Source organism: Thalassotalea marina (genome assembly GCF_014656435.1).
GTDB lineage: Bacteria > Pseudomonadota > Gammaproteobacteria > Enterobacterales > Alteromonadaceae > Thalassotalea_C > Thalassotalea_C marina.
On the sequence record NZ_BNCK01000002.1, the window covers coordinates 166,475 to 179,376 of the forward strand.

Below are 12,902 nucleotides of genomic sequence, written 5' to 3' on the forward strand. Positions count from 1 at the left end.
TTATGAGATTTATCATCAAGCTTCAGGCAGAAATTGCCATCAAAAGCCGCCCAGTGCGAAAGCGTTTTACTAAGATCCTTGAATCTAATATCAAAAACGTTTTGCGTAGAGTCGATGAACAAGTGACTTCGCGCATTAATTGGGACAGTATTGAAGTAAACTCAAAAAATAACAGCGAAGAAAACCGTTTAGCGCTTGTTGAGACGTTACAGTGTATTCCAGGCGTTGCTATGATTATCGAAGTGCAACAGCGAGATTTTACTGACTTGCATGACATCTATGAAAAAACCTTGGCGGTTCATGCTAAACATATTGAAAATAAAACATTCTGTGTTCGCGTAAAACGTACCGGTGAGCATGAGTTTTCTTCATTGCAAGTTGAGCAATATGTTGGTGGTGGCTTAAACCAAGCGGTTGAGTCTGCGCGTGTAAAATTAAAAAATCCTGATGTGACTATTCATCTTGAAATCAAACGTAACGACCTGTTTATTGTTACAGAGCGCTATAAGGGGTTAGGCGGCTTCCCAATTGCGACACAAGAAGATGTTCTGTCTTTAATGTCAGGTGGTTTTGACTCGGGTGTTTCTAGCTTCCAAATGATCAAAAAGGGTGCAAGAACACATTTTTGCTTCTTTAATTTAGGCGGTTCAGCACATGAAGTTGGCGTTAAAGAAGTTAGCTATTATTTATGGAATAAATTTGGTGCTTCACACCGTGTTAAATTTTTTGCAGTAGATTTTGAGCCGGTAGTTGCCGAAATACTAGAAAAGATTGATAACGGCCAAATGGGCGTAGTACTTAAACGCATGATGATGCGTGCTGCAGCCAAAATTGCCGAAAAACGTGGTATTCAAGCTTTGGTCACTGGCGAAGCTTTAGGCCAAGTATCAAGCCAAACGGTGACTAATTTAAATGTTATAGATCGCGTTACAGATACATTAATTCTGCGTCCACTGGCTGCATACGACAAACAAGATATTATTGATATTGCGCGTAAAATTGGTACAGAAGATTTTGCTAAAACTATTCCTGAATATTGTGGTGTTATATCCAAAAAACCGACAGTTAAAGCAATATTGTCAAAAGTTGAAGCAGAAGAAGAACATTTTGATTTCTCAATTCTAGATAAAGTGATTGAAGAAACGCGGATCTTTGATATCAAAGAAATAGGAGAAGCGTCAGAAGAAGAAATTCACGCAGTGGAAGAAGTTGCTGCTATTGAATCAGGTGCTATTGTTTTAGACATTCGTAGTCCTGAAGAAGAAGACGAAAATCCACTCGACATTGACGGTGTTGAAGTACAGCACTTACCGTTCTTCAAATTAGCGACTCAGTTTGGCGACTTAGACCAAAGTAAAGAATACTTCTTGTATTGTGACCAAGGTGTAATGAGTAAACTTCAAGCACTTTACCTTATTGGAAACGGTTACAAAAACGTTAAGGTTTATCGACCGTAATTCCCAACATTTTTTCACGCTCTGCTATTTGCTGGTACAGAGCGTTGTTCACAGGGCACGGCAAATGGTGCTCTTGTGACATTCTATAAATAAAGCCATTGATGTATTCATTTTCTGTTTGGCGTTGATGAATTAAATCAGCTCGCATGGACGAGCAGTTTTTTGCGGTATTATTGGCTACCTTATACACCAACTCGAGCAACTTTTGTGGGTTTAAGTTTATTTGTTGACTAATAGCAACAGTGGCTATTTCTTTACACAATGTTTTTATTTGTTGCTGATATTCAGTTTTTAAAATATCACCGTTATCAATATTTTCCAAAGCAGTGATTGGGTTGATCACACAATTTACCGCGAGTTTGAGCCATTGTAGATGAGAAATGTTTTGGTGCCAACTCACGTCAGGTAATGCATGATGTAACTCGGCTGTTAGTTGTGCATCACTTTTACTGGCGTTTTTCAACTTGCTACCATAAATACTACCTAATTGGCTTTGACCAAGTCCGGTATGAGTGATAGCGAAATCACCTGTTTTTTTGCAACCGTGTGAGGTTAACAGTTGATAAAGACGATGGGTATTATTCCAAGGAATCAAGAGTTCCTTGGGTAATATGCCATTGTGGCATAGGATAATGTCGGCTTGCTGATTAATCGCTGGTAAGTATTGAGCTAGGGCTGGGATAACTTGGTAAGCTTTTAAGCAAAAAATGATGACGTTTGAGCTAGCTAAACTATCGATGTCAGCTTGGAAAATTTTACTCGTTGTTGCTTTGCCTTCTATATCAAAAAAGTGCATTTCATCAGGGATGTTTTTGGCTCGAGCAGAACACATCAAATTTAGTTGGTGATCCATTTTTGACAAATGGTGATACCAAAGTAAGCCTATTGCTCCTTGTCCAACGATGGTTACATTCATCAGCTTCTCTTAGGAAAGTACATGACTTTTAGCCATTTTAAAGCGATGAAAACCGTAATGCCGACAACGTCTGCGATAAAATCGCTCATTTCTGGATTTCTAAAACCTAAGTACCATTGGCCAATTTCAGTAAGAGCTGCATAAAAAATAAGACAAATACTCAATGGTATTAACGGGTACTTTAGAATACCGTGCAAAAACCAAGTTAAGCCAAAAAAACCGACCATATGGCCGATAGAATCTATTTGAGTGCCTCTAAAAATAATACGCTGCAGGTCATGCGACATGACACTTACACCTATGACTAGTAATAAAAATACTAGAAATAGTAATAAATGGTGTTGGCTTCTCATTTACAAACTTAAATATGAACAGTCATGGTTGGCGCCATAATAACATGTTGGAGAATTAAAAAATGCCCGTTGTGGTTATTTTTAGACAGCATTTTATTTGTTATCATTTGGCTAACTATACGTACTGAGGAATAAAATCATGCCTTCAATGGACATAGTGTCTGAAATTAATGTTGAAGAAGTGCGAAATGCTGCAGAAAATGCATCTCGTGAATTAAGTACTCGTTTCGATTTTAGAGGCGTTGACGCTAGTTTTGAATGGAAAAAGCCAAACGTAATCGTAACTGCAGAAGGTGACTTCCAAGTGAAGCAGCTTGTCGATATTTTACGTAATCAATTAACCAAACGTCATGTTGACCCTCAGGCAATGAGTGTTGGTGAACCAGAGTTTTCTGGTAAAAAGTGCTCTGCAAAATGTAGCTTTAAAGAAGGTATCGAACAGCCTGTTGCTAAGAAAGTTGTCAAATTGATCAAAGACAGCAAATTGAAGGTGCAAGCGGCCATTCAAGGTGAGCAAGTACGTGTTACAGGTAAAAAACGTGACGACTTACAAGCAGTCATGCGATTAGTTAAAGAAGCTGAGCTAGAGCAATCTTTCCAATTTACTAATTTTAAAGATTGATCATGTAATGTAAGTTGAGTTGCTCTTGGAACATTGGAGCAACTCACGCTTTTGAATACGTCAATTTTTTGCATTAGGCGCTAGTCCAACAGCACTTTGCTGAGCATTGCCTAAACAATAAATTCTCTGGAGTTTTCCTTAAGTTGCTCACTGGTTAATTCTAATATGTCTACGACCTGCATAAACTGAGTCATTTTATTAACAGCATCTTGTGAAATAGAGCTTAATTCATTGATATTTCTGTTTATATCTTCAGTAACAGAGAGCTGCTCTTGTGATGCTGTAGCTACCCCTTGCGTCAAATCTTTAATTTTACTTACCGCCTTAAAAATACTCTCTAAAACTTCTGCTGACATTAATACTTGTTCTTGGGTAGAACCAACTTGCTGCTGGCTTTGTTGAATTGCCGTGTTAGCTCCGCCAGCTTTCTCTTGAAGTTGGTTAATTATTTCGCTGATTTCACCTGTAGATTGCTGCGTGCGTTGCGCTAAAGTTCTTACTTCGTCCGCAACAACTGCAAAACCTCGACCTTGTTCGCCAGCTCGAGCTGCTTCTATGGCGGCGTTAAGGGCAAGTAAGTTTGTTTGTTCGGCAATGGATTGGATAACACTGACAACATTTGAGACTTGGTCACTTTGAGCGGTTAGCTGCGCAATGATATTGGCGGTATCATCAAACCGGGTAGATAAGTCTGAAAATTGTTGACTTGTATTTGACATCACATTAATACCTTTTTGTGCTTCTTGTTCTACCTGATTGGCGTAATCAGCAGTACTCACAGTGTTTGACGTTACCTCATTCAAAGTCGCAGTCATTTGTTCTGCCGCCGTCGCAATTGTTTCTAATCGTAAGTTTTGCTGCTCACTTAATGCTTTGTTTTGCCTTATAAACTCTGCTACTTTTTGGGAGCTTTTAGACATTTGTCCACCAGCTGTTCCAATGTTGGTGATGGTTTTTTTAAAACTTCTCAACATTTTGTTGACGATGGTTGCCACAGCTTTTACTTCCGTTGCTCCATTTTCGTCGACAGATTTTGATAAGTTATTTTCTTTACCTATTTCTTCAAAAGTTTTCCCTAATAATTCAATGGGTTTAACAATTCGATGGCGGACTAAAAATACACCAAAAATGCTAAATGCTACGGTTAAAGCTAGCAAGATTATTACCCAAGTTAACAGAGCTTCAACTTTGTTGTTGGCGGCTTCAAAGGTTTCCTTTGTTCTGTTTTCTAGGGTTGTAAAAAAAGCGTCTACGGGTTCCATAATCTCTTTTTTGTAGCGATGGTATTGTTCGCCATGAGTTAATTGAATTGCCGTGTTTAAATCTGGTTTACCTACAATGGTAAAGTTGCCTGCACTGTCTTTGAATCTTCCTTTAACAGCATTCATGGCTTCAACTTCTAGAGCGACTAAGCCGTCTGAGTTTTTTTGTGCTTGTGATAAATAGTCTAGCTCTTGCTGGGTAAAACCTATTGCCTTCATTTCATCAATTAGTATCGACGAGGGACCGTCAGGTTTTGGCTTATCGCCATAATTTAACACAAGATCCCAGTAAATTTTATGATAGCCAACTGGCCTTGATTTTTCGCCATTTCGAATTGCAAGCACATCCAAATACATCTTTTCGTATTTTTCATCGCCTGTAACCGCGTATGTTCTGCCCAGTCGAGTCAAATCGTCAGAGCTTTGCCTTAGCTCGTCAGCCAGTTGATATGCTTTGTAACGGTTATCTGCAATATGTTCGACATCAATAATTGCGTTATACATACTGGTGACAAATAAAATAACTGTGATCACAAAGAGAATAATGCCGCTGAAAACTGTGGTCATCAAAATTCGAATCGAGTTTAAGTTCATATAACTACCTTTTATGAAGTTGCTTGATTAAAAAATAGTCTATATGTTTGATTTCATCTAGAACTAAGGATAATTGAGATAGCAATCCTTTTAGAATAGAAGGGGTGATTTACTCAACTATAAATAAATTAGTAATGACAAAATCAAAGGAAAATTTGATATTGATAGGGTATATAAAGAAAGCTTCTGTAAAGTATTGAGGAGTTATGTAAGCGCAGTTTTATTTCAACAATTGTTTGTTTTGTATACTAAATGGTACGCATGAGTTTACAAGGATTGTACTTTGCGTGAATTTATATTGCAGTAAACTTGGGAAAGTACTGTTTTTATTGGTTTAGATTAAGTAAATTAAATGCCATTCAATAGATCCATAAGATAAAAATAAAAGAAAGGTTTACATGGCAGGTTCTAGAGGGGAGTTCAGCTCTCGCATTGGTTTTATTATGGCTGCTGCTGGTTCAGCAGTTGGACTGGGGAATATTTGGGGGTTCCCTACACAAACGGCAAGTAACGGTGGTGCGGCGTTTGTACTTGTTTATTTAGTGTTAGCATTTTGCTTAGCATATCCTGCTTTTATGGCAGAAATTCTCATCGGTCGTTCAGGGCAAGCTAACGCAGTTACATCGCTACAAAAGATGTCTAGAACTGTTTTTCAAAAGCGCTTTGCGTTTTTTGTTGGTTTTGGTGGTGTGATTTGCGCCTCTTTAATATTAAGCTTTTACGGTATTTTAGCCGGATGGATGATTTCCTACGCGGTTGAACCCATTGCGATAGTGTTGAAACAAGAATGGATTGCTGAATGGGTCATTGGCTCTTCAATTGGTCGAAATTTATTGTTCACAGTTTTATTCATGTTTTTAACCATTATTATTATCCGCAAAGGGGTTGAAGACGGTATTGAGAAGTGGTCGAAGCGTTTAATGCCTATGATGATAGGCTTGCTGGTGTTGTTAATTATCTATGTGCTGACATTAGATGGTGCACAAGAAGGATTAAATGCATACCTAAATCCTGATATTTCTCGAGTTTTAGAGCCTAATTTATTATTAAGCGCACTTGGACAAGCGTTTTTCTCACTGTCTTTAGGTACCAGTGTTATGGTGATCTATGGCTCTTATATTTCCAAAAAGGAAAATATGGTGTCAATTGGTGCCCAGGTTACCTTGATAGACGTATCAATTGCATTCTTAGCCGGCCTTTTAATTATTCCTGCTATGTATGTAGCGCAAGCGCAAGGCGTGCAAATTTTTGCCGAAAATGGCGACTTACTTGAAGGCCCAACTTTAGTCTTTAAGGTGTTACCAACACTGTTTGATAGTATGGGCAATGTTGGCTTGTTTGTCGGTTTTGCATTTTTTGTTTTGATGTCTGTTGCGGCTTTAACTTCATCAATTTCAATGCTTGAAGGTCCTGTTTCTTATGCTGTAGAGCGCCATAATATTGAACGCAGAACAGCGACGACCTGGATTGGATTCGCTATTTTAGCCATCAGCGTGACAATTGTGGTAAATATCGACTATATGCTTGATTTAGTAGCTATTTTGTCTACTCAGTATGGTCAACCGATTATTGCCATGTTGTGCTGTGTTTTTGCTGGATGGATTTGGCAACGTAGCAAGTTATTAGAAGAAATTAAACAAGGTTATGATGACGTAGAAAACAGTTTCTTTTGGAAGATTTGGCCTTGGTACATTAAGTTTATTTGTCCTACGGCTATTGCTATTGTTTTCATTCACTCGTTATAAAGTTAAAAGCAAGGGCTTTGTAATGCCCTTGCTTTTAATACCAACTAGATTAGAAATTTAGTCACTTAGCGAGAGCTAAAAGAATTGGTATTTGTAGTTACTGAGTTACAAATTCGGTAACTTGTGATACTGATGCTGCGCCTACCTTCCGATCGACTAATTCTCCATTATCAAACAGTAACAACGTTGGAATGCCTCTTACACCGTATTGAATCATTAGCTCAGGTGCTTCATCTGCATTTACTTTAATTACTTTAACCCCTTGCTGTTCTGCTGCCACTTGTTCGACAACAGGTGCAATCATTTTACATGGACCACACCAAGGTGCATAAAAGTCGACTAACACTTTCCCTTGGTAATCTATGGCGTGTTCATTAAATTGTTCTTGGCTTATTTCAAGCACTGTACCCATTTTTTTCTCCTAAGAATTAATATCGAAAGCTATTGTAGTGAGCTTGCATTGTTTTGATAAGTTGGGTTAAATAAAACTCATTGTTCTAAATATGAGACAATTAAATGGCTGATTTTCAAATTGTTCAAACAATTGATAACTATTTATACTTCGTTGCTATTGTTGAGCAAGGCTCGATAACTAAGGCGGCAACATATTTAAATGTACCTAAATCCAAAGTAAGTAGAAGGCTGGCGCAATTAGAAAATATGTTAGGTAGTGAATTATTGGTTAGAACAACAAGAAAGCAGGATTTGACGGAAGCAGGCAAATTGCTTTATCAAAATTGTCGTCCCCATGTAGATGCTTTAGTTGCCGTCGAACAGCTGATGTATGATAACCAGTATCAAATAAAAGGTAAGTTGAATATCAAAGTACCTTCAGAGTTTTTTAATCGTGTCATGGGGCAGTTACTAACTGACTTTGCGCTAAAGTACCCAGATATCGAAGTACATTGTCAGCAATATACGGAGTCTTTGCCATCATTTGACTTAAATTACGACCTAGTATTTGTGCTTCATGAACGAGCCTTACCCCCCTCGCATTGGATAGGGAAAAGCTTACTTAGCTTCCCTCAATCACTCTATGTTGCAAAAGATTATGCACTTAACCAAGTCACATCTGTTGAACAACTAAAAGCTATAGAGGCAATCGTGGCAGAGCCTTTAGAGCACTGGAGTTTTAGGGATAAACATAGTCATAAAACGTTTAAACCTAATGTTCGTATGGTGTTGGCCAGCCCTGAAATGCGATTACAAGCGTGTTTCAGTGCTATTGGTATGACTAAACTACCTGATTACATAGCTAAAAATATTCAAGGTATAAAAGCGGTAAAAACAGAATTGCCACTAGTTGCACAACAATTATCATTACTGTACCAAAGTAGGAATATTCCACTGAAAACTAGAGTGTTTTTAGATTATTTCCAAAGTCATATTGGCAAATTAAATTTGCATTAAACTTGTGGCCAGTTAAGTTCGCCGGGACAACCAATCTGCTTTAGTTGCTCTTGGCAAGTTGCGGCCAAAAACAGTTCGCCTGATGTTGGCTGCACTTGGTAATGATAGTGTTGCTTATTAAATTGAAATTTAAGGCTATAGGCGTGTAAATACCCTCTATCTGACGAAGTTTTACTGTAATAATCATCGCCGATAATCGCACTGCCTATACTGGCTAGGGCAACGCGAATTTGGTGAGTTTTACCTGTGTGTGGCTTAACAATAAATAATCTAGTTTTATTAGCTAATGAAAAGCTGAAAAACTGACTAATCGCAGGGTTGTTCATTGAACGAGTGAGTTTCCACATGCCACGGCGACTTTTTTCCATGTCTCCTTTAATTAGCCCTTGTTTCTTTTTAGGTTTTTGATCACTAAGGGCGAGGTAATATTTTTCTACTTGTTTATCGGCAAATAAATGCTGAAACTCTGTTGCCGCCTCCTTAGTTGTTGCAAATATTAATAAGCCTGATGTCATCTTGTCTAAACGATGTACAGGATATAACTGGTCAATGTTTAGCGTTGATTTTACTTGGTTAAAAAAACCAGCAGCTTCAGCTTCATCGTGAAAACCAACACCTGGGGGTTTATTGACGATAATAAACCCCGGCTGACGATCGATAATGTCAATGGTCAAGTTCATTAAAGCCCTAAGCCGATAAATACATATAAAGCTAAGGTAACTCCACCGCCAAACAGTGCATAAGGGAGCTGAGTTTTAACATGTTCAAAGTGATCACAGCCACTAGCAATAGAGGCAACTACCGTAGTATCAGAAATAGGTGATGCGTGATCGCCAAAAATCCCGCCACCTAGCACAGCGGCAACTAAAAACTCCATTGGAAGCCCAGTTTGTAGGCTAATAGGTACAGCAATTGGGATCAAAATAGCAAAGGTTCCCCAAGAAGTACCGGTGGCAAAAGCCATAAAAGCGGCAGCTAAAAACAGTATAGGTGCAATAAGAAATGCTGGTACTTCTACATTTAATAGCTGACTGACATAAATGCCTGTGCCCAGTGCTTTAATTGCATCACCAAAGGCAAAAGACAGCACTAATATTGCTACAGCAGGTACCATGTAACGAATACCTGCTACAGCATGCTTGGCAATTTCAGCCAAAGTAAATACACCGGTTGCTTTTAGCATGATCATTAATAGCACTAATGCGCTGGCTATAGACCAAAATACCGAAAATGAACCCGAACCTCGGCGGATATCTCCATCACCTGTCACCCATAACAAGACAATGGTCAAACAAAGTAAAATTGCTAATGGAAGCCACATTAACATCGCTGGCGCTGTGCGTTCGTTATCTTCATTGTTTTGGTGTGCAATGAGGGATTTTGCAGATTTCATCGGCCCAAAAACTCGACCGCTAAAGGCGGTGTAATAAGCCAGAATAACGGCAATTATGGCGTAAAAGTTGTAACCAATCGTACTAATTAATACTCCAACAGCGTCTTCTACATTGTTACCATCAAGTAGACCTAAAACATAGGCGCCCCAACCATTAATAAGGAAGATAATACTGATAGGTGCACAGGTTGAATCGATTAAGTATGCAAGACGTGCTCTACTTAATTTGTATTTATCAAAAAGCTGTTGACTTGCCATGCCAGCGGTAAACATACTCAAATTAGTATCGGTGAAAATACTGGTACCAACAACGGTTGGTAAAATGGCAGCTTGTCTGGGGTTTTTAACCAGATTGAGATTAGCCAATAGGTTTATAAAACCATTTACAGCGCCAGATTTATTCATCAAGGTCACTAAAGCGCCAATAAGTAAACTAAAACTGATGATGTAAACATTTCCTGTAGATGAAAACACGCCGACTAAGCCATTCACGCTATCCATTGTTCCTTGAATAGGGCTCCAATTTGCAGCCATGACAAAACAAAGTAATGTGCCGGCAAATAATGCTAGCAGGGCGTTCTTTCGCCAGATAGCGATAGCAATTGCAACAATGGGAGGAAGTAGGCTTAAATAACTGTCTTGCATGGTAACTCTATTGTTCTTGTTTTGCGCCCAACTTTACCTGAAGTTGCTTTCTTTAGAAACCTTAGAGCGGACATTATCTACAGATAATTCGAATGCGCCGAAAATTGAAAGTGGGGGGGGGCGAAAGATTTAATTGAAAATAGACGATCTGTGTCAATAAAGTCACTAGGTAGTTAGCATATGCTTTTCTATTTGAGGCATATGATTGTTTGGTCACCAATGGCTTTAAATTTACCTGTCGCAATATAAGTAGCAATAAAACAATGATTACGACGGTCTGATAGATTCATGAAAATAATAAGAGCTACTGCATTTAACTTTCAGTCTTTTATTGCTATAAGTTGTAACAATTAAATTCAAGGCATTGAAATGTGATATTTAAACCTTACATTGGTTTTTTGACCTCGCTTTATGCCACTAGGAATATATTTTGACTCTTTCATTTAAACAAGCGATTGATGCATTCAACATGGATCAGCACGGTACAGCGTTACAAGGTATTGGACGTGGTATTGAGCGTGAAGGTCTTAGGGTTCTTCCTGAAGGAAAATTATCCAAACAGCGCCATTTTCCCGCCTTAGGTGCATCGTTAACACACCCTAATATAACAACGGATTATGCAGAAGGCTTATTGGAGTTTATCACCCCAGTAAGTTTTAATGCTGAAGAGTCTATTGCTCAATTACAAGATATTCAAAAATATACTCTTTCAAATATTGAAGGTGAGTTGATATGGCCCGCTAGTATGCCGTGTTTTGTTAATAACGAAGACGATATTGAATTGGCATACTACGGAGAATCAAATATTGGCAAAATGAAAACTGTCTATCGTCAGGGATTGAAAAATCGTTATGGCAGTATGATGCAAGTTATTGCTGGAATACATTTTAACTTTTCCTTCCCTGAATCATTTTGGCAAACGTTAAAATCGTTAGAAAATAATCAAGACGATATGCAGGACTATGTCTCTGCAAAATATTTTTCTTTACTGCGTAATTACAAGCGATTTTGCTGGCTAATACCTTATCTATACGGAAGCTCTCCAGCAATTTGCCCTTCATTTTTACAGGGTAAAGAAACAAGTTTGCCTTTTAAAAAATCAGAAACAGGTTACTTATACCTTGAATACGCAACATCGCTTCGCATGAGTGACCTCGGTTATACCAATAGCGAACAATCTTCTTTACGCATTTGTTACAACAATTTAGAAGATTATATAGCAGGGGTTCAGGAGGCCATTAGTCTTGATTCTAATAAATTTCAAAAATTAGGAGTTAAGGTTGACGGCGAATATAGGCAATTAAACACTAATGTATTGCAAATCGAAAATGAACTTTATGCTCCTATTAGACCTAAACAGGTTGCAAGGTCAGGGGAAAAACCATCAGAGGCGTTAAAAAGTCGAGGTGTTGAGTATATTGAAGTTAGAGCGCTTGATGTTAATCCGTTTGCAGAAACAGGAATAACTCAAGAGCAAATTAACTTTTTAGATATATTTTTAACTTTCTGTGTTTTAAAAGAAAGTCCCACTTTAACTTGTGAAGAGCAAAACATCTGTGAAGAAAACATGGATAAAGTGGTTGTAAGCGGTAGAGATCCTAGTCTTACATTGAAGTATCTTGGCGGTGAACTTTCTGTCAAAGAGTTTGGAAGCCAACTGTTTGAAGAAATGATTGAAGTTGCAGCTATTCTCGATAAAGCATACGGCACTGAAAAATACAGTAAAGCACTTGCCTTTGAGCGTGAAAAGATTATTGATCCAAGTAAAACGCCTTCTGCTCTATTATTAGCAGTAATCAATGAGCAAAAAACGAGCTTAACACGCTTTACCCTCGATAATGCTCAATCATTTAAAGAAGCGGCAATTAAACGAGACTACCAAGTTTTTAATGAAGACTACTTCAAAGAACAAGCGAAATTATCGCTTAAGAAACAACAAGAAATTGAACAAAGCGATACGGTATCTTTTGATGAGTTCTTAACAAATTACTTTGCCAGTTAATCATTAATATTCTTGTCTTACAAAAAGCACCTCAAAGGTGCTTTTTTTATGGACAAAAAAAAGCGCGTTAGGGTAACGCGCCTTAAACAAAGAAAGCAGTCCAGGGAGGTGTTTGCTCTCAACTTTTATGACATCTGAGTAAATAAATAGTTCAAAAAATATTCAAAAAAAATAACTGAAGAGAAATTAAAGGCTGAAAAGATAAAAAAAGCGCGCCTAGGATAGCGCGCTATAAAGTCATGAAACACTAAGGAAAGTAAAATGTCTCTTTCAATTAATTAGAGCTAGAGATACTCGAGAAGTTCAAAAAATAAACAAAAAATATTGGGTTTTAGTAAGACTATGTATTTGCACAAGTTAAGTTAAAAATAGAAGGTTGAATTAACTTTAACGGGTCAAATGAGCATAAAAAAAGCGCGTTGATTAAAACGCGCTGTAACTATTCAGTTCAAGGGAAACACAATATGAAAATCTTACCTTTTAAGAGCCGGTTAATTTAATTA

Annotated in this window: 11 protein-coding genes; 5 read left to right on the plus strand and 6 right to left on the minus strand. The window is 37.9% G+C overall.

All coding sequences use genetic code 11. From position 1 onward, the window contains the following. Positions 1-2 precede the first annotated feature (2 nt). Positions 3-1,457 carry a tRNA uracil 4-sulfurtransferase ThiI gene (gene thiI / locus IE199_RS04070; protein ID WP_189767536.1) on the plus strand — a complete coding sequence of 485 codons (1,455 nt, stop codon included), beginning with the start codon at positions 3-5 and terminating at the stop codon, positions 1,455-1,457. On the opposite strand, the gene IE199_RS04075 is transcribed toward thiI, so the two are convergent. Together IE199_RS04075 and IE199_RS04080 are read right to left on the minus strand one after the other, a co-directional pair. Continuing rightward, the gene (locus IE199_RS04075) at positions 1,438-2,373 is read right to left on the minus strand and encodes a ketopantoate reductase family protein (RefSeq protein WP_189767538.1); all 936 of its coding nucleotides are present in this window, start codon (positions 2,371-2,373) and stop codon (positions 1,438-1,440) included. The genes thiI and IE199_RS04075 overlap by 20 nt on opposite strands. Further along, entirely contained in the window at positions 2,373-2,660 is a 288-nt protein-coding gene (locus IE199_RS04080) for a VanZ family protein (protein WP_189767540.1), read from the minus strand. The genes IE199_RS04075 and IE199_RS04080 overlap by 1 nt, the downstream gene beginning before the upstream one ends. A 205-nt stretch (positions 2,661-2,865) precedes the next feature. On the opposite strand from IE199_RS04080, the gene IE199_RS04085 reads away from it, so the two are divergent. Further along, the gene (locus IE199_RS04085; protein WP_189767541.1) at positions 2,866-3,348 is read left to right on the plus strand and encodes a YajQ family cyclic di-GMP-binding protein; all 483 of its coding nucleotides are present in this window, start codon (positions 2,866-2,868) and stop codon (positions 3,346-3,348) included. 110 nt (positions 3,349-3,458) lie between these two features. On the opposite strand, the gene IE199_RS04090 is transcribed toward IE199_RS04085, so the two are convergent. Continuing rightward, entirely contained in the window at positions 3,459-5,204 is a 1,746-nt protein-coding gene (locus IE199_RS04090) for a methyl-accepting chemotaxis protein (RefSeq protein WP_189767543.1), read from the minus strand. 398 nt (positions 5,205-5,602) lie between these two features. Between IE199_RS04090 and IE199_RS04095 the strand changes: the two genes are divergently transcribed. Beyond that, positions 5,603-6,949: a sodium-dependent transporter gene (locus IE199_RS04095; protein ID WP_189767544.1), complete on the plus strand. Its 1,347-nt coding sequence runs from the start codon at positions 5,603-5,605 to the stop codon at positions 6,947-6,949. Between the two features lie 97 nt (positions 6,950-7,046). On the opposite strand, the gene trxA is transcribed toward IE199_RS04095, so the two are convergent. Next, positions 7,047-7,361 (minus strand): thioredoxin, encoded by a 315-nt coding sequence (gene trxA / locus IE199_RS04100; RefSeq protein ID WP_189767546.1) that lies wholly within the window; start codon positions 7,359-7,361, stop codon positions 7,047-7,049. Positions 7,362-7,465: 104 nt separating this feature from the next. Here trxA and IE199_RS04105 point away from each other — a divergent pair, with 104 nt between their 5' ends. Beyond that, on the plus strand, positions 7,466-8,359 hold the full coding sequence (locus IE199_RS04105; protein ID WP_189767548.1) for a LysR family transcriptional regulator: 894 nt from the start codon (positions 7,466-7,468) through the stop codon (positions 8,357-8,359). On the opposite strand, the gene IE199_RS04110 is transcribed toward IE199_RS04105, so the two are convergent. Further along, positions 8,356-9,039, minus strand: a complete 684-nt coding sequence (locus tag IE199_RS04110) for a TIGR01621 family pseudouridine synthase (RefSeq protein ID WP_189767550.1) — start codon at positions 9,037-9,039, stop codon at positions 8,356-8,358. The genes IE199_RS04105 and IE199_RS04110 overlap by 4 nt on opposite strands. Further along, the gene (locus IE199_RS04115) at positions 9,039-10,397 is read right to left on the minus strand and encodes a Na+/H+ antiporter NhaC family protein (protein ID WP_189767552.1); all 1,359 of its coding nucleotides are present in this window, start codon (positions 10,395-10,397) and stop codon (positions 9,039-9,041) included. Before IE199_RS04115 ends, IE199_RS04110 begins: the two co-directional genes overlap by 1 nt. A gap of 430 nt (positions 10,398-10,827) precedes the next feature. On the opposite strand from IE199_RS04115, the gene gshA reads away from it, so the two are divergent. After that, positions 10,828-12,399 (plus strand): glutamate--cysteine ligase, encoded by a 1,572-nt coding sequence (gshA, locus tag IE199_RS04120; protein WP_189767554.1) that lies wholly within the window; start codon positions 10,828-10,830, stop codon positions 12,397-12,399. Positions 12,400-12,902 lie beyond the last annotated feature (503 nt).

What these genes read in the sequence shown, in the direction of transcription:
- thiI (WP_189767536.1), top strand. Translation starts at nt 3, where the DNA reads ATGAGATTTATCATCAAGCTTCAGGCAGAAATTGCCATCAAAAGCCGC.
- IE199_RS04105 (WP_189767548.1), top strand. Translation starts at nt 7,466, where the DNA reads ATGGCTGATTTTCAAATTGTTCAAACAATTGATAACTATTTATACTTC.
- IE199_RS04115 (WP_189767552.1), bottom strand. Translation starts at nt 10,397, where the DNA reads ATGCAAGACAGTTATTTAAGCCTACTTCCTCCCATTGTTGCAATTGCT.
- IE199_RS04075 (WP_189767538.1), bottom strand. Translation starts at nt 2,373, where the DNA reads ATGAATGTAACCATCGTTGGACAAGGAGCAATAGGCTTACTTTGGTAT.
- IE199_RS04080 (WP_189767540.1), bottom strand. Translation starts at nt 2,660, where the DNA reads ATGTCGCATGACCTGCAGCGTATTATTTTTAGAGGCACTCAAATAGAT.
- IE199_RS04110 (WP_189767550.1), bottom strand. Translation starts at nt 9,039, where the DNA reads ATGAACTTGACCATTGACATTATCGATCGTCAGCCGGGGTTTATTATC.
- IE199_RS04090 (WP_189767543.1), bottom strand. Translation starts at nt 5,204, where the DNA reads ATGAACTTAAACTCGATTCGAATTTTGATGACCACAGTTTTCAGCGGC.
- IE199_RS04095 (WP_189767544.1), top strand. Translation starts at nt 5,603, where the DNA reads ATGGCAGGTTCTAGAGGGGAGTTCAGCTCTCGCATTGGTTTTATTATG.
- trxA (WP_189767546.1), bottom strand. Translation starts at nt 7,361, where the DNA reads ATGGGTACAGTGCTTGAAATAAGCCAAGAACAATTTAATGAACACGCC.
- IE199_RS04085 (WP_189767541.1), top strand. Translation starts at nt 2,866, where the DNA reads ATGCCTTCAATGGACATAGTGTCTGAAATTAATGTTGAAGAAGTGCGA.